Below are 16,535 nucleotides of genomic sequence, written 5' to 3' on the forward strand. Positions count from 1 at the left end.
TATTACTTAAATCTAAACATTTATGTCCAGTTTTAAGCTGTATGATTTTTTGGGACACTTACATTAGGTGAGATACCTTCTAATACGATACATTATTGTCTAAAATCGTGGTTGGAAATGGAAAATCATGGTTTTGAAATATGTTATTGGGACCAGGAACAACTATGGGCTTTTTTAAATGCTAAGTATAAGTTTGCAGTAGATACATATCTGACAGCCCGAAATCACGCGGAGCGAGCAGACATAGCACGTTATCTATTAGTTTACCATTATGGGGGCTATTATGTAGACTGGGATATAAGCTTGAATAATCCAAACCTATTTTTACAAATAGTACAAAAGGAAGAAAACGGGTATTTTGTAGTTGATCCGACAAATGGTACTTTAGCTTCAGAACACTTTTCGTCAAAAAAACATAATCCTTATTTATTTCAGCTAGTTAAGGATATCGTAGCTACTTTTGAACGCGGAGAACGGGAGCTAATGGGTACGCCGCAGTACTCGGGGCCTTTTCGCATGAAAGCTACCCTACAAAAAATCAAGCATTTGGAACAGACTAAAATTTCTGTCAAAGATATCTTTGAATACTCCTATGATGAGATAAGAGGAAAAAGAGAATATTGCAAATCAGGAATACTTACTCATTTTTGGGAACACACATGGTTAAAATAATAAACGGTCCTATTCCTCTATAGCGTAACACCGGCTTTGACCTTCTCACTAAAAAACTGGAGTATATAAACATAGAAAACTCTGATTTGAAATGACTATTTTGGGACTGTCCCGCTAGGTGTGTAAATAAAAATACGGAAGGACTGTCCCTCCAAGCTCTTTACATAAAATCAGTTTACAGTTTTGTTCGTGTCTATTGGTGCCAAAGAAAAATGGATCGGGATTAAAGAACTTGAAACGAGACTGTAACGTAAACCGTGCCGTTTGAATAATTCCTCTGACACGACAGTTTACATTACAGTCTCAGATTGCGAAATTTGGGAGTGTAACACCAACTGTGTCATAGGATTAAAACTTAAAAACCTCTTTCGAGCTTGAGTCTATCCCCAAATCTAATATAAAGTTGGGATATGGTCAAGCCCCAGTTATGCATTGGCATCGTCCATTTTTTTGCGATATCCTTTATGATCAGATACATCAATTTCATTAGTGCCTGTTCGGAGTTGAAGGCCCCTTTAGACTTAATGATTTTTCGTATCTGACGGTGCATTCCCTCGATGGGATTTGTAGTGTATATAATCTTGCGAACCTGATCCTCGTACTCAAAGAAAGTGGAAAGATTGGTCCAGTTATCCATCCAGGATTTGGCAGCAAGAGGATATTTCTTACCCCATTTTTCTTCAAAACACAGTAGGTTTTCATATCCCATTTCTTCGTTCACAGCCTTATAGACCGGGTTTAGGTCCTCCATGACAAGCTTCTTATCTTTTTCGGTTACGTAACGCATACTTGTTCTGATTTGGTGAACAATACACAACTGGATCTTTTTTTTTGGAAAAATAGCTCTATGGCCTCTGGGAACCCTTTTAGACCATCAATACAAGCAATAAGGATGTCTTCAACGCCACGTTGCTTTAAATCTGTAAGAACTGAAAGCCAGAACTTAGCTCCCTCATTTTCTGAGCTATAAAGACCGATCAGATCTTTTCTACCATCCATACCAACTCCCAGGATATTATAGATAGCCCTCGATTCAACAGTTCCATTCTGGCGAACTTTGATGTGCATACAGTCCAGGAATACAAAGGGATAAACAGCTTCAAGAGGCCTGCTACGCCACTCATTTACCGCTGGAAGCACACTTTCTGTAATACGCGATATTTCTGTGGCAGAGATCTCGATTGCATACATTTCGCGTATAAACTCGCTTATCGCCCGTGTGCTCATTCCTTTGGCATACATACTCAACACGTGTCCCTCAATCTGTTCAGTGATGATTAATTGTCTCTTAGGTACTACTTAGGCTCGAACGTTCCCGATCTATCCCAGCCTGTCTCCAGCTCAGAAGTTCCGGTATTGAGACCTCGGACTGTCTTTTTTGTCTTGCCATTTCGACAATTGCTATTGCCCGAAGCTTTCTCTTCGTTCAAGTGGTTTTCCAGTTCCCATCCATCATCGATTCCAACAGATGCTTCATTAACGGTGTTAGGACGCCATCATTGGGAGATAAACTTTTACCTTCGTAAAGACCTTGCATAGCTTCTGCCTTGAAGCGTTCAAAGTCGAATGGATCTTTTTCCTTCATGACCGTGTCGTTTGAATAATGAATATAAATAATCTTATTGAATTATTCCGTTGACACAGTTCATGTTACAGTTTCTCAATCTTAGCTGAAATCAGCCATTTTGTCGAAGCCCATGTTATAGCCAGTAGTTTTTCTTGTCGCGTGGTTCATACTTCATATTCTTTTGTCCAGTCAATATTCCTTTTTCCTTGTTCAAGATAGTTTTTTGTCTCGTCTGAAACGTATCGTGAAAGTTGAATTTTATGAGAAATAAGTTTCTCGTATTTTGTGAGTATTAGCGAGTTGTTTAATCTTTTATTTCTGTAAGCGAAGGTGAATAAAAAGAGTTCTGAATGATATAAATGAAACTTTGTTATTTGTTCAGAATTAGAAGTTGTCCACTGAGAGTCAATAAACAAAATATTATCTATTAAACTTTCCATTTCGGAAAGCAAATCATTGTCTTTTGTCAAGTGTGTATGATAATTTGAAATGAAATTTGCAAAGTCAGTTAGCAAAAGGTTATTTTGATAAAAATCATCTGTTGTCAAAATGTTTTCAAAATAGTTTTTCCATTTATTGAAAATTAAAATATGGATTAAATCAAATTGTTCGTCAGATGCAAATTTCACAAAGTACTCTCTTAACGCATCTCTTGCTTGTATATTTGATAAAAATTTATCAATAACAAAATCAGATATAATTTCTTCTATTTGAGTGTTACTGGCTGATGCTAAGAAAACGCCTAATGAAGCGTTAAATAATCTACTTCTTTGGAAATATGTAACTGTCTGCTTTAAGAAGGCAAAGTCATTAAGTCCTATTCTATAAAGGACGTTTTTTAATGCTTCCACTTCTAATTGGTCTATGTTTTCCTTATTCTCTTTTTCTACAATCTGACGAATAATTTCAAAGTTTAGCCATTTGTTTGAAAGAGATGATTCATTGGATATTTTTATAAGGTCTTCTTTTTTGAAACTTTGAAAGTAAAAGACAAAATCAGTTGGGTTTTGCAAACATGACAAAGTATTAATAAAAAGGGGAAAATTTACATAATATAAAAATGAGATTAAATGTTCTAATAAAAAGTTGAAATGAAACCCTCTGCCTCCACGTTCAATGGCTTCAATAAATCTATATGTTTTGGCAATGTTGTTTTCCGAAAATCCATCTAATGATTCACTCATCATTTCTTTTTCGTGATACGGTGCATCGGGCAATGGCTTAGTTTCCAGTTTAATGCTTTTTAGTATCTCAATAACTTTTTCAGAGACAAGCTTTGTATACACATCTTCAAATTCCTTTTCAGAAAGTAATTTTTCAATTTCTATTTGTAAGTAACAATTCACTCCTAAAAAAATCAGAATAGATCTTACATCACCACTTGAAATACCATTGCGAAGATATTCCGTAACTGTAACAATAATCTGTGCGATTAGGTCAACTTTTTCACTTTCAGATTTATGATTGTGATTAATGTTTGTTTTTACAATATTACGAATTTCATTATCTATTCTACGCATTTCTTCCTCTCTTTCACCATTAAGAAAGTCTTCAAGTGTTTTGCTTTCAAGTTTTTGCAATACACTTTTAAGTTCTATGTGAATAGAAGATGAATTGCTTTTAGCTAAAGCTTGTGTTAATGTTAAATCGGAAATTTCCATACTAAACAATCTGAGTTATTTAATTTGTCCCACAATTCATTAAATGCATCAACAACGGGTTGAGGGTGAGAAACCTCTTGTAAGATATGATGATTGTCTCCGTATGAGTTAACGGACGTACCTAGTGAATATACTTGAGGTCTTTTCAGTTCACCACTTGGGAAAATGAGAAATCTGTCGTGAAAAGACCAGCCAAAATTTGTATGTTGAATGCGGAACTCAAGATTTAAAAGATGATTATTGTGATTTGGATTATCTAATGTAGATTTATATTCTGCAATTATATCCGCCACAGATTTACCTTTTTGTTGATACACCATTCTCACAGTATCATTGATGGAGCCAATTGCTTTTAAGGGAACTCCAGCAGTTTTAGAGTAAAATAGTGTTTTAAGAATATCGGTTGAACTCAAAAATGGATCCCAAATGTAAACCCCATTTTCGTCTTTTTGTTGAATAAGTTTTTGTAAATCGTCTATTCCACTCAATCCCCCTTTTTTATATTGCTTAAATGATAGAGATTTCTCTAATTGTTTTTTTTCTGCATCATAAAGATAGTTGTTGATGTGAGTTGTGTAACTAATGTCGTTTTTCTTTTTTGCTCTTCTGTCACCACTCGCAATCTCAATTTTTTGTATTACTCCGTTAACTTCAAACAGTCTTGGTTCTGGATTTATTATGCTCATATTGAAAAGAAAATCCCGAAAAAATGAGCCGCTAAATGAAGATAAAATTAAACAGGGTTCTTTACGCCATATTTTAATATGATTTATTTGGTCAAGATTTCCAATGAAAATTTGTTGATTGTTGGTCTTATTGTAATCTTCGATCACCGCTCCCATATAATTCTCATCAAAAGTTGATTCAACTTGTATCAGACAGTCAGGAATAGTAGAAACAGAATTATGCCAAGTAAAATTTATATCAACACCATCCCAAGTTGAAAGAGCTTTGGAATGTGTTTCCATTAAGGTTATTGGAAATTGAAATATGAAGTTTCCAATTCTATCACGAACGACAGAAAGGTCTATCGGAACTATTTTTTTAATTTTCGCACATATGTCGTTTAACTTATCTAATGCTTCTATTTGCAATAGAAAGCTAAGATTTGATTTTGTTTCGTCAAAAAATTCAATGGTATAAGAACCATTGTGGTAGTTGTTTTTTAAAATTTGGTTTATTCTGTTTCCATCAACAGAAGGAACATACTGTTTCGGCAAATATTTAAGCTGTGGAAATAGTGAAAAATTTGTTCCGTCTGCACTCCATTTGTTTTGAACTTTAAGTGTGTCAAATTTAGTTTTTGCTTCTGTTGTCGTAAGCCAGTAACGTTGAATACCTAAAATAAAATCTTCATTTATTGATATTCGTTTGCCTAAAAAAGTTCGATTAAAACCATTGTATGGTTTTTCTTCAAGAACAGCAATCGTAAAGAAGTTGAATATTGCTTTGTCACTTTTTCTGCACAAGAAAATTTCGGTTACTTCACAACTCTCATAAAAGGCAATATTTCCTGTTGTTGTTAATGTTGTGAAATCCATGCTGTGTCGTATTTTTTAGTTTTTTTGTCTGTGTTGAGTGGTCGTCCTACAATTGGCTATAACGGTTCTTGGCTTTGCGAAGTGGCGGAAAATAAAGCGAAAACTTTAAATTTAGCACTAACTTGAGCAACAGCTTTTTTATATTTACTAAAATAAAAAAAAGGAAATATGATTGGCTTTTGCGGGATTAATCCTAAAATTTCAGTTTCGCCTCAAACCCGTAATTTTCCAAAACACATGTTATATGCCGTTTTTATTAATTAGAAGTACCAAAAAAGTTTTGAATTAATGGTTCAGATGCAGCGCCTAGTATATAAATCAAGATTGTCCATGTTGAAATTAAAATCCAATTGTTTTTTACAATTTCAATTATTCCAGATACTGATAAACCGTAAATCTGTTTTGTATTCGCTTCTACTTTTAATTCATTCTTATCTGTCCGGTCAATTATACTTTCTATTATATCCACTTTTTTTAGTGAAGATTTATGCAACTTTAAATATTCTTTATTATCAAATGCATCAGCTTCTTCTTTCCCTTTTAATGCATCTTTAATAGATATTTTATTTCTATTAGCTAAGTTCAATAGTCTGCCATCAGGTAGATTTTTTTCATAACCATATGTGTAAATTTTACCTAAAATTCTTGGGAAATCATATCTTCTATCATCATCTATTTGAAATGGTCCTCCACCAAGAATTCTATATCTGTTAGCAATAGCGTCAAATCCAAAATTGGAATCTCTCATATTCCAATGTATCCATTTATAATCTTTATGATATTTTGCAAATTCATAAAATTCGTCTAGCATTTTTTTCTCTAAAAAATCATATTCTTCGATTGTTAGATTATTAAAATCTTTATTTTCAAATTGAGCTTGTAAATGAATCGAAAATGATTTAGTTTGAGATGATGCTAGATATCTTAAACAAATTGATGTAATTCTTGGAGTTCTACCATGAGAAGTGACAAATGATTCACAAGAATAATGAATAATTAATGACTTATTTTTATCTTCTAAAATTGAATTTAGAAGCTTTTGACCTTCAGATCTTTCAATTAAGCGTTTTGATTTAAAAAACATTTAGTTCAGTAGTTTTGTTTTCAGGTTAAGCTTCTCGAAAATGGCGTATAACATTATTTTTTCACGAAACAAAATACGATGCTGTTTTGCAAAACAACACCTATATACGTATTTCGTAAAATCTTAAGCTAATTTACATAAATAAATTGCATAAGAAAAAACAACTTTACATTTTTGGGTGTAAAATTGGGCGTTTATGCTTTAACTGATTAAGTATCAGTGTTTATTGCGGAGACCATGGGATTGAGAACTCACTGGATTTGATTTGTAAAAGTTTTAGGCCTCTGCTGAAAAGAGTGCGACTAAACCAATTGCACTTTCTCTGCGAAACAATGAGCAGTTGTATAATAAAAGTAATAGTGTCAATATCTTATTTCTCATTCGTGGTGTCAGTTTTTAAATTAAATACCTTGAAGCTTGTAAATTGATATATACATTCCTTGCTATATGATGGTTGGCAATTAACGAATTTTCAGTTATCTACGAAATTACATATATTGGATTTAAAATAAAGGCTATACATACTTGACCAATATTTTATGGGCGATATATTTGACGATGAAAGGTTATACCCTCATCAAGGTACAATTAAAGAGTATTTCAAAGATCATTATGACAGTGTTTTCATTGCATTGCTCCCCTTCTTTCAACTTGACAGAAAGGAAACTGATAAAGCTAATCTAAAAAAATCCAAGTTACTATCGCATGAAGAAGCGCTGAAGGAAATTGATTTATTAAAAAAACTTACCGAAGCGAATAGGGATATCTATAGTTACGACAATGATCGATACCCTGCCGATGAAGAGATTTTTTGGAAGGGCAAACCAATACGTTGGCACAATATCGTGAAAGGTTCTGATCTTGCAGGTTATGCGGATCTCAATACAGCCCTACGAACTTCAATAGGTGCGTTAAACCGGAATTTTACGAGACCGGACCTCATGGAAAAGCTTAACAATTATACGGATAGCGAAAGTATCTACCATCCGACCGAAGGTGACTTGGGTATGCTTTCAAAGATGGCTATCTATAAAGCGTTCAAACTCCTGGGAAGGGACCAGATCATGATAACCGACGAGTTTTATGAACAGACCTCAACTGTAGATCTTGATCGACTAACCGAATATGGATTCTGTGATCAGATCGGCGGTAAGGATTATTACTTATACTCGGCTGATAAAGAAATTCTGTTTACCACTGAATGGGATAGCTTCTTCTTTCTCATCGCAACAGATCATAAAAAAATGGATCAGCTTATCGCTAGCAATTTGTTTGAGGGTTTTCTCTGCAATGACAAGACAGAACATTCTTGGGAATACACCTTGGAGTAAAATAACAATTATAGTCTGAAACAGGCCCAGTATAATATAGTACCACAGTCATTTATGAAAACAGAAACTCAAGAAAAATTTGACAGAATCATAAAGGAAAGCTTTATTGAAATCTTAAAACCGCTTGGTTTTAAAAAAAAGGCTAACAATTTTTATTTGCCGCTTGAGAAAATCGGTCACATCATAAATATTCAAAAAAGTTATTATAGCACTAAAGACGATATCCGTTTCACTATAAACGTTGGAATATTTTCACCCGAGTATTGGTTAGCGTGCTTTAACTATCATAACAAAGATGTGCCAGCATATCCCACTGAACCTGAGTGTTTAATAAGAAAAAGAATTGGCTGGATGAGAGGGCTAGACGATACGTGGTATACTGTAACAACAACGACAGATATTGAAGAACTAATTACCGAAATGAAATACAATATTTCAAGCTTTATTTTACCATTCTTTGAAAAATTAAACACAGTACAAAAGCTTGTCAACGAACTGGAAGCTTCTGAAACCTTACTGCACACCGCCGCTAAAATGAAGTTTTTCGCAGAGTTAAAGCTCCTGGATAAAGCCAGAGCTGAATACAGGAAAATATCAAAAGAAAATTATAATCGATATAAAATAGCAAGCCTCAAAGAATATGCAGAAAAGCACGGTTTAATTTAATAATAAGGGACTATCGAATCACGTTTGAGATAACTATAAGATTGAATTTATATATGTCAAAAGGTAACGTAAAAGCAAATTCAATCAACTCTTTGGATTAATCAGCATCAATATGGATAATTTAAAACCGACTGCATTATGGACATTAGTAGCTAACATCAAACGGAAAATTAGCTATGGTGAAGGGGGACGACAGACCCGTATCGGCACGAAACAGTTTAGCGCTGGTACCAAGGTCTATATTATTGATTGGTTCGCCGGTATGTGCAAAGATATTACCGTAATTGGATTGACGAGGGATACCAAAAGGTTAATTACGATTGTAATCCGCGCCGAGTGGATTGAAAACCTACGGATCAAACTCTGTTATAACCCTAAAATTTGTTCAAAAATAAAGGCTTACTATGACAAGGAAGAAGGCGGGCTACAGCGATATACAGAACAGTTTATAAATGAAATGTTTATCGGTATCCCACAATGGAATAGACCTGAATCAAATTAGCTACTAACTTATATATTAATACAATGGGGATTTTCTCGGCTCGTAAGTTATCATTTACATGTATTTTATCAATAAGCCTATTATCTCAGGGTGTCGGTCAGTCACTTGTTATGGATGACTCAATCGCGGAATTTCCTCCTCAAATGAATGAAGTATTTCCTGAGCCCCCAGGCGGCGCAGTTGGATTCAAAAATTGGATTATCAGTAACTATAAAGTACCGACGGTTGCCAAGAAGGCAAAAGTAAGCGGCAGACTGATTATCAATTTTAAGGTTGAGAGAGATGGTAAGCTAAGTGATTTTCAGATCACCAGGGATATTGGATATCATACTGGGGAAGCATTAATTGAATTAATTAGAAAATCCAGCCCATGGAAACCAGGATATCAAAATGGTCGTGCTGTAAAATGTGGATATACATACCCCCTATTATTTAGGAATGGTAATTTAAAATTAGATATTGATACAAAAAGACAAAGATGAAAATCCATATCGTTAGCGACCTGCATAGAGAATTTGGATACAACGATATCAATCTGAATATAGCAGACGTACTTGTATTGGCTGGAGATACTGATCTAGGGGTGAAAGGGATCAACTGGCTCAAATCGCTTTCTTTGGATATGCCGATCATTTATGTACTGGGCAATCATGAGTATTATAAGGGGGCCTATCCGAAAACATTATATAAAATCAAAGATGCCGCAAGTAACTCAAATATCCATGTGTTGGAAAATGAATCTTTGGAGATCGACCAGGTTTGTTTCCATGGCTGCACACTCTGGACTGATTTTTCCTTAAAGGGCAATCCAGCTGCATATGGATCGCTATGCCAAAGCCGTATGAATGATTATAAGAAGATCAGACTAGGTGACAGTTATGCCAAATTGAGAAGCATCGATACGTTTAGAATCCACCAAACTTCAAGGCAATGGCTGGAGAAGAGTCTTAGTGTCAATCAAGCGAAGCATAATATCGTAGTGACGCATCATGCACCGAGCATTCAATCCCTGCCAATGAAGTATTTAGACGATCCGATCAGCGCCGCCTATGTCTCGGATATGGAAGCCTTTATCTTAAAGCATCAACCCTCCTACTGGATTCATGGCCATTTGCATACTCCTGTAAACTATAAACTCGGCAACACCGAAATTATATGTAACCCGCATGGCTATATTGATGAGCAGTATAATGGATTTAATAAAAATCTTATTATAGAGATATGAACAAAGAAACGGCAATGAGAATGTAAAGGGCTTATCTTGCTATTCGTTGGCTAACCATTTACGATTTCTAGCTAGAAATAGAAAGCTTGGTGCAATTTCATTTGGCATCGCTGCCCTTCTCATTGGGGAGTAATAATTACAGACAATCTCTGATTACCAAAATGTGTAACGTCAACTAATAAGCATCGAACGCCTTTCATTTACAAATGCCAAGTCTTATGGTGTCGGTAACGTTTGGAAACCTTCATTGATAAAATGGAGGTAATCGGCATTTTGTGTAAGAGTTTTTACCAATTCATCCATAAAGTGAACAAAGCCAAAGAGTGAAAGGTTTGGCAGGTATTTACATTTTCCGTTTGATGAAGAAATTTGAGAAAAAACATCACAGATTTTTAAATAAATAAAGAGACACTGATCAAATTTTTTGAATAGAAGTGGAACGGTATATATATTTAAATTCGTTTTTTTATTGCATATTAGCCAGCGGAAAAATTAGACCATTAGAATTGGTATAACCTATAAAACAAATTGATTATGGAAAGGCCATATAGCGGTATTGCAACCCATTACGAAACTCCATCGGGATATTCCATTATCGTCCCGGCAAAGAAGCATTTACCTATTATCATTATTTTTAGTTTATGGCTGCTTGGTTGGATACAATCAATTATTTTTTTTGCCCCGACACTCGAAAACTTTTACGATATAAACGGAGGTTTAAGCTTTGAGGTGATATTTTTTATAGTTTGGTGGATCCTCTCGACGGCAGCTGGCTTATTCGTAATGAAAACCTTAATTTGGTACCTCATTGGAAAAGAAATCATTACAATAGATTGCGAGCAAATAAGTATTGCCAGAAAAAACGATATTCTATTCAGGCATAAGATTTATGATCTACAGGAAGCGAAGAAATTTCATATTGAGGAAAAACATTTTGAGTTTGTTTTTTGGAACCAGGGGAATAGTTTAGGTATTTTTAGAAACAGAGGTACTATTCGATTTGAATATGGTTTCAAAACCATAAAATTTGCAAATGATATGGATCAAGCTGAGGCAAATCACATCTTGGAATCATTACTTTCGTCGGGCTATCTGACCGCTACTAATTTTTGATTAAATCCAAGCCAAATGCATTTATACTATTCTCTCTGCCATATTTCCCTTGATCGGATACACTGTATTTAAATTGAAAAGAGTACGCTCAACACGTAAATAGGAATCTATGGAAGATAATTGGAGTAAATATGGTCTTACACATATCGCTTATGATGAATCTTGTATTCCATTAATCGATCAATTAAGGAGGCATCATACTGGAGAGATTACTTTTGAGCTCTTAGATGGTTCGCGCTAAATTTATTCTCCATTCCAAAAACTCTTTTTATATATTAGATGCAAAGCGATACTTTTAGAGCGATAAAACTGACTGCAAATGACTGACAATATCGAACAATTTTTTAACGCATATTTGACCAAAGGAGTAAGTTCCGTTTACACAGAAGATATTCCAAAAGACATGATAGCGTCAGAGGAGGACGAAGATGGCTGGTATAAATGGAAACCCATTCCAGGAACAATGACTCCTGCGGATTACAAAAAAGTGGAGATAGAATTTGGTGTTACATTACCTGAAAGCTTTATTGAATGGCATCGGCGTTATTTCTTTGCCGACTGTGATTGTTCAATCGTCAGACTACCTCACTCCTTACCTTCCCAACCGTTAGCGGAAATAATATCCAATCTTGACTGGTACATACCTGAACAACTCATCCCACTCGGCCTGATTCCATTTGCGAGTGAAGGCAATGATACTGGACCACTGGTATTTGATACGAGAGGCTCCGTAGAAACAAATGATTATCCAATCAGAGTCTATGACCATGAATATGATGGTGAACTCGACGGATTGAGCGAAATTATCTTTTCGTCATTCAGCAAGATGTTAGCATGCTTAACCCATTTTCTGAACGAAACTAACACAAGGAAACATTTTGAAGTAATCGCTGACTTTTATGCTATCGATCCAGACGGGGCGGGTTCTACTGGTCGACCATATTGGGAAAGTTGGATAGCAATGGGCCGGGCGAACTTCGAGGAATTTGGATATTAAAGTCTGAATCCAATAAATGAAATCGTAGTATATGAAGGAAACTCTTTTAGTATTGGATTTGGATTTGGACGAGTATTCATCTAATTAAATCTTCACTGTGCAAACAACCAAACAAGAATATAGACAGTTTTTAAAAAATCACTTCAGAGGGTTAAAGCTTAGAGCTCCTTTATTTTACCGTTGTGATTTTGGGCTTCGATTTGACTTACAAATTGGTGAAACCAATACAGAAAAATACTTTCACAACGTTAACAGGCGTACAACGACAATTTTTCAAAGTGCCTTTGACAGTTCAGACGATGTGTTTCTAGTTTTAATGGACTATAAATACAAACGCAGAAAAATTCGGTGTTCGAACTTTATTTTTAAACAAATTCAGGATCTCCATGCTGCTGAAATAAGTTTTTTGAAAGAAATAAGGCTTTACGATCCTCGCGATAAATTTGATATTCGAAATCTTGCCATTATCAAACTGAAGTCAGGCAGAGTAAATCATAAAACCTTATTAATGGCAATTGCAAATCAAGACTTTCCTTCAAGATTTCCGAGGTTAGCGTATAATCATATAATTTCGAACAAAGAGATTTACTTTTTAAACATCAATAAAAAACTTATTTTTAATATGTACGATGACAGAGGTCTTGATCTTGTGGCTAGTGATATTGAAACACTAAGGCCAATTTACGAAAACCACAAAGACTGGATTCTTGACCACGACAGGGCGCAAATAGAAAATCTCTTCACATAAAATCAGATCACAGTTTTGTTCGTGTAAAATTGGTGCGAAGGAAAAATGGATCGATATTCAGGAACTTAAATCTAAAAATAGAACTATGCAAATTATCAGAATAGTTATGACATGGCTTTGCTGCATTTTGGCTAGCATCATTTGCAGGATCCATCCCACATTCTTGCTCATATTACTCTTCTCATTAAAAGGCTTAGATGTAAGGGCGCAATTGTTTGATCAGGACAGCCTGAAATTAATATCTCGGCAGTTTGCCTTTACAGAAGGGCCGGCAGTGGACAAGGACGGGAATATCTATTTTACTGACCAGCCCAATAACAAAATCTGGAAATACAACACGGAAGGTCGTCTTTCTCTTTTTAAAGATTCGGCCGGCCGTGCCAATGGGCTGTACTTTAACCATCGCGGTCAGCTACTTGCCTGCGCAGACGAAAAAAACGAAATTTGGTCAATAAGCCAAGATGGCAAAGTTACCGTCCTGCTGTCAGATGTAGATGGAAAGAAACTGAATGGTCCAAATGATCTTTGGATAGACAAGAAAGGTGGTATTTACTTTACAGACCCTTACTACCAGCGTGACTACTGGACCAGAAAAAAACCGGAGATAGAAGGGCAAAAAGTTTACTACCTCCCTCCGGGAAAAGGTAAAAAACCAATTGTAGTTGCTGATGATGTAGCTAAACCTAACGGCATTGTGGGATCGCCCGATGGAAAATACCTCTATGTAGCGGATAGGGTGCGAAATAAAACTTACAGGTATACCATTGAATCTAACGGTAAGCTCAGCGGACAAAAGGCGGTCATCGACCAAGGCTCTGATGGGATGACATTGGACAATCAGGGAAATATTTACCTTACCGGGAAAGGTGTTTCTATCTATAGTCCGATAGGCATACTGATAGGACATATTGAGATAAAAGAGCCATGGACATCGAATGTCTGTTTTGGTGGCAAAGATCGAACTAATCTATTTATCACAGCTTCAACAGCAATTTATTGCCTCCCAATGTGGACAAAGGGAGTAGAATAAATTGTCTGTCTTCAACCTACACATTATTGGGAATACACCACTTAAATCTAAAATAGAGTTGATTTCATGGATGGTGCCAAAAGTAAAACGATGAATATCGAGCTGCAATGCAAAGGTTAAAACCTGAACGCAATTGCTTCAAAGTGAGGAAACAAAAACGAACAAATTCGGCTGAGCGAACTGGACACCTTATTGGGTATGACACAATATCAACGATAATGAACTGTTTCATTTTTCAAGTCAAAAAATCAATACTTTTCAGTATGATCATGAGATAACCAAGCTTCTAAGGAGTATTTTACTTACAAAAATAATTGATGTCAACAATTGGATGTGCGCCCCCATTTAGAGTGATGCTATCGTGTTCTATAAAAGTTCGGGAGAAACTGTATCCCTTAAGAGTTAATTAGATTTTTTTCCAAAAAATTTCAGGAAAAGAAGATAAATAATGACAATAAATACCAACGATGCAATGATCTCAAACAAAGAGAGATTCAGTAATAATAAATGTTTCATATTGTTAATCTTTTATAATAGGTAAACGGCTATGAAAAGCAATTGTCCCAAGAAATCAGCTACATATGCCCTTCTCTAAAATGCTGCCGTCAAGTACTAGGAAAGGAAAACAGCGACATATTTGGCGATGAAAAGTTATACCCTATCACTCTTGAAATGCAATTTCGCAAACTTATTATATTGCCGCAATTATAACTATCGCAGCTGGGCTATATATAGATACCAACAAAAAGAAAGGCCACTTTGAGATTGTCCAAAGTGGCCTAATTATCAATAAATTCAGATTCGTTCTGATACAATCGGCAAGGTTCCCTAGTCATCAGCCGTTAGAAGTCCGCTTTCCCATTTAACAGCACGGTTGAATTCGTCCAATACATATACCTTGTAACCTTGACCACCTTCAAATACGCGAAGAATAACGTGTCCACGAAATGACTGATATCCCTTTTGGAACCATGGACCATAAGTAACCAAAGTTTCATCATGCATATTGGTTGAAAATAACAACCTATCTTTTCGCTTCCCCAAATTCCGCAGCCTATAGTAAACCTCTTGTCCGGGCTGGTCTGAACTATAGACTTGTTGAATGGCAATTTTTGGATCCAGCGTCGTTATAAGGTTTGCGTTGTTAGCATCGCGATTTCCATGATGATCCAATACCATCGCATCTACTGGTCCGACAGCTTTGGCAATAGAAGTTTCTACATCAAACCAAGATGGTACTGAGCCGTCGTGCAAACCGGTATTGTCAGCACCAGCATAGTAGCCAAACTTGCCATAACGAAACTTTAAAGCCATACTCAAAGGATTTTCATTATACCCCCCTTTGTAGAAGTCGAGCATATCTTTAGGCGAAAAAAGTTCTGTCATTTCATTACTTTGTGGATTCCATACCTGCGCATTATTTTTGATATTCAGAATATGTACCATTGGAAAAGCGCTAGGATCTTTTGTCAACACGATCTGATCTTGACGTCCAACTTGCAAAGATTGAATGGTATACAAACGACTATCAACCAATTGGAGATATTGCTGAAATAGCTTATCATCCTTCAATTTAACTCTTAGATCCAAAGGAAAGTCGTAATTTGGATAATTACGGTCGATGATAGTTTTAACATCCAGTCTCGGTAGCAGATCCATTACGGCACCATAATGGTCACTATGGAAATGACTGATAATAGCATAATCCAACACTACTGGACCTCCCTGGCTCTCAGTGGCCCACGCTATATAATCAATCAACATATCCTGAATGGAACCAGTCGATGTGTAACGGGGATCGATCGCTTTCAATGGCGCATTATTTTTCTCAAAGCCCTTTTTATCCACTGTTCCAGCATCCAATAAGATACGTGTCCCATCAGGCATCATAATAAAGGTGCAATTTCCCTCTCCTGTATTAATGTGATGTATATCCATGTACCCTTTTTTCCAAAACGGAAATTTCTGTTGCGCTGAAGTTCCATGCTTGACTGGGGATAGCTGTGCTAACAGTAATGGAGCTTCAAATGCGAAGAATAGCACTAACATCCCTAGTTTTCTAATCAACTTCATGGGTTTTGTTTTTTGCTCTTTAAATACTTTATCAAAAGCGCCGGACGGTCGGTTTGGATCATGTTTACATGATTCTCCACAAACCAATCATAAATGGATGGGTCAGTTACAGCTCTTTCGTCATCATGTTCAGCATTCTGCTTGGCCCAGAGTGAATTTACCCAGATATTGATTCCCTGTTGCCGTAATTCTTGAAATCTTTTCAATACGCCCTCCTGGCCCTTGTTTATCGTGAATTCTACCGCGATGGGTTTATAATTTCGAAGATGGTTATCCAATAAAACCATCGCATTGGAACTGTTCATATTAATAATTGGCATGAAAC

Annotated in this window: 15 protein-coding genes and 1 pseudogene; 10 read left to right on the forward strand and 6 right to left on the reverse strand. The window is 35.8% G+C overall.

Annotation, left to right across the window (positions count from 1 at the left end; genetic code table 11):
* Nucleotides 1–87: 87 nt before the first annotated feature.
* Complete coding sequence (locus ACK8HY_RS20165) at nt 88–672, forward strand: glycosyltransferase (protein WP_416134779.1); 585 nt, start codon at nt 88–90, stop codon at nt 670–672.
* 355 nt (nt 673–1,027) lie between these two features.
* Here the strand turns inward: ACK8HY_RS20165 and ACK8HY_RS20170 are convergent.
* The 4 genes and pseudogenes from ACK8HY_RS20170 to ACK8HY_RS20185 form a co-directional block, all read right to left on the reverse strand.
* A pseudogene (locus tag ACK8HY_RS20170) lies at nt 1,028–2,257 on the reverse strand (IS256 family transposase).
* Between the two features lie 146 nt (nt 2,258–2,403).
* A complete protein-coding gene (locus ACK8HY_RS20175; RefSeq protein WP_416134590.1) occupies nt 2,404–3,900 on the reverse strand; it encodes a hypothetical protein in 1,497 nt (498 codons plus the stop codon).
* Entirely contained in the window at nt 3,882–5,441 is a 1,560-nt protein-coding gene (locus ACK8HY_RS20180) for a VPA1262 family N-terminal domain-containing protein (RefSeq protein ID WP_416134591.1), read from the reverse strand. The genes ACK8HY_RS20175 and ACK8HY_RS20180 overlap by 19 nt, the downstream gene beginning before the upstream one ends.
* Before the next feature lie 256 nt (nt 5,442–5,697).
* The gene (locus ACK8HY_RS20185; protein WP_416134592.1) at nt 5,698–6,525 is read right to left on the reverse strand and encodes a hypothetical protein; all 828 of its coding nucleotides are present in this window, start codon (nt 6,523–6,525) and stop codon (nt 5,698–5,700) included.
* Between the two features lie 539 nt (nt 6,526–7,064).
* Between ACK8HY_RS20185 and ACK8HY_RS20190 the strand changes: the two genes are divergently transcribed.
* The 9 genes from ACK8HY_RS20190 (at nt 7,065) to ACK8HY_RS20230 (ending at nt 14,137) form a co-directional block, all read left to right on the forward strand.
* The gene (locus tag ACK8HY_RS20190) at nt 7,065–7,856 is read left to right on the forward strand and encodes a DUF2711 family protein (protein WP_416134593.1); all 792 of its coding nucleotides are present in this window, start codon (nt 7,065–7,067) and stop codon (nt 7,854–7,856) included.
* Between the two features lie 54 nt (nt 7,857–7,910).
* Nucleotides 7,911–8,522 carry a DUF4304 domain-containing protein gene (locus ACK8HY_RS20195; protein ID WP_416134594.1) on the forward strand — a complete coding sequence of 204 codons (612 nt, stop codon included), beginning with the start codon at nt 7,911–7,913 and terminating at the stop codon, nt 8,520–8,522.
* Nucleotides 8,523–8,634: 112 nt separating this feature from the next.
* Nucleotides 8,635–9,024, forward strand: coding sequence for a hypothetical protein (locus tag ACK8HY_RS20200; protein WP_416134595.1), 390 nt, complete (start codon nt 8,635–8,637; stop codon nt 9,022–9,024).
* A gap of 23 nt (nt 9,025–9,047) precedes the next feature.
* A complete protein-coding gene (locus tag ACK8HY_RS20205) occupies nt 9,048–9,506 on the forward strand; it encodes an energy transducer TonB (protein ID WP_416134596.1) in 459 nt (152 codons plus the stop codon).
* A complete protein-coding gene (locus ACK8HY_RS20210; protein ID WP_416134597.1) occupies nt 9,503–10,249 on the forward strand; it encodes a metallophosphoesterase in 747 nt (248 codons plus the stop codon). Before ACK8HY_RS20205 ends, ACK8HY_RS20210 begins: the two co-directional genes overlap by 4 nt.
* A 534-nt stretch (nt 10,250–10,783) precedes the next feature.
* Nucleotides 10,784–11,362 (forward strand): hypothetical protein, encoded by a 579-nt coding sequence (locus ACK8HY_RS20215; RefSeq protein WP_416134598.1) that lies wholly within the window; start codon nt 10,784–10,786, stop codon nt 11,360–11,362.
* A gap of 403 nt (nt 11,363–11,765) precedes the next feature.
* Nucleotides 11,766–12,359: an SMI1/KNR4 family protein gene (locus ACK8HY_RS20220; protein ID WP_416134599.1), complete on the forward strand. Its 594-nt coding sequence runs from the start codon at nt 11,766–11,768 to the stop codon at nt 12,357–12,359.
* Between the two features lie 97 nt (nt 12,360–12,456).
* Nucleotides 12,457–13,107, forward strand: coding sequence for a DUF3885 domain-containing protein (locus ACK8HY_RS20225; RefSeq protein ID WP_416134600.1), 651 nt, complete (start codon nt 12,457–12,459; stop codon nt 13,105–13,107).
* A gap of 85 nt (nt 13,108–13,192) precedes the next feature.
* The gene (locus ACK8HY_RS20230; protein WP_416134601.1) at nt 13,193–14,137 is read left to right on the forward strand and encodes an SMP-30/gluconolactonase/LRE family protein; all 945 of its coding nucleotides are present in this window, start codon (nt 13,193–13,195) and stop codon (nt 14,135–14,137) included.
* An 828-nt stretch (nt 14,138–14,965) separates the two neighbouring features.
* On the opposite strand, the gene ACK8HY_RS20235 is transcribed toward ACK8HY_RS20230, so the two are convergent.
* Both ACK8HY_RS20235 and ACK8HY_RS20240 read right to left on the reverse strand, forming a co-directional pair.
* A complete protein-coding gene (locus tag ACK8HY_RS20235; protein WP_416134602.1) occupies nt 14,966–16,210 on the reverse strand; it encodes a ComEC/Rec2 family competence protein in 1,245 nt (414 codons plus the stop codon).
* Nucleotides 16,207–16,530: a DUF4996 domain-containing protein gene (locus ACK8HY_RS20240; RefSeq protein ID WP_416134780.1), complete on the reverse strand. Its 324-nt coding sequence runs from the start codon at nt 16,528–16,530 to the stop codon at nt 16,207–16,209. Before ACK8HY_RS20240 ends, ACK8HY_RS20235 begins: the two co-directional genes overlap by 4 nt.
* Between the last annotated feature and the right edge of the window lie 5 nt (nt 16,531–16,535).

The sequence above is a fragment of the Sphingobacterium sp. NGMCC 1.201703 genome (genome assembly GCF_047784615.1).
Classification (GTDB): domain Bacteria; phylum Bacteroidota; class Bacteroidia; order Sphingobacteriales; family Sphingobacteriaceae; genus Sphingobacterium.

Excerpts from the sequence above, each read along its gene's own strand:
- ACK8HY_RS20210 (WP_416134597.1), top strand. The coding sequence starts at position 9,503 with ATGAAAATCCATATCGTTAGCGACCTGCATAGAGAATTTGGATACAAC.
- ACK8HY_RS20215 (WP_416134598.1), top strand. The coding sequence starts at position 10,784 with ATGGAAAGGCCATATAGCGGTATTGCAACCCATTACGAAACTCCATCG.
- ACK8HY_RS20175 (WP_416134590.1), bottom strand. The coding sequence starts at position 3,900 with ATGGAAATTTCCGATTTAACATTAACACAAGCTTTAGCTAAAAGCAAT.
- ACK8HY_RS20220 (WP_416134599.1), top strand. The coding sequence starts at position 11,766 with ATGATAGCGTCAGAGGAGGACGAAGATGGCTGGTATAAATGGAAACCC.
- ACK8HY_RS20230 (WP_416134601.1), top strand. The coding sequence starts at position 13,193 with ATGCAAATTATCAGAATAGTTATGACATGGCTTTGCTGCATTTTGGCT.
- ACK8HY_RS20235 (WP_416134602.1), bottom strand. The coding sequence starts at position 16,210 with ATGAAGTTGATTAGAAAACTAGGGATGTTAGTGCTATTCTTCGCATTT.
- ACK8HY_RS20240 (WP_416134780.1), bottom strand. The coding sequence starts at position 16,530 with ATGCCAATTATTAATATGAACAGTTCCAATGCGATGGTTTTATTGGAT.
- ACK8HY_RS20200 (WP_416134595.1), top strand. The coding sequence starts at position 8,635 with ATGGATAATTTAAAACCGACTGCATTATGGACATTAGTAGCTAACATC.
- ACK8HY_RS20190 (WP_416134593.1), top strand. The coding sequence starts at position 7,065 with ATGGGCGATATATTTGACGATGAAAGGTTATACCCTCATCAAGGTACA.
- ACK8HY_RS20205 (WP_416134596.1), top strand. The coding sequence starts at position 9,048 with ATGGGGATTTTCTCGGCTCGTAAGTTATCATTTACATGTATTTTATCA.
- ACK8HY_RS20195 (WP_416134594.1), top strand. The coding sequence starts at position 7,911 with ATGAAAACAGAAACTCAAGAAAAATTTGACAGAATCATAAAGGAAAGC.
- ACK8HY_RS20185 (WP_416134592.1), bottom strand. The coding sequence starts at position 6,525 with ATGTTTTTTAAATCAAAACGCTTAATTGAAAGATCTGAAGGTCAAAAG.
- ACK8HY_RS20180 (WP_416134591.1), bottom strand. The coding sequence starts at position 5,441 with ATGGATTTCACAACATTAACAACAACAGGAAATATTGCCTTTTATGAG.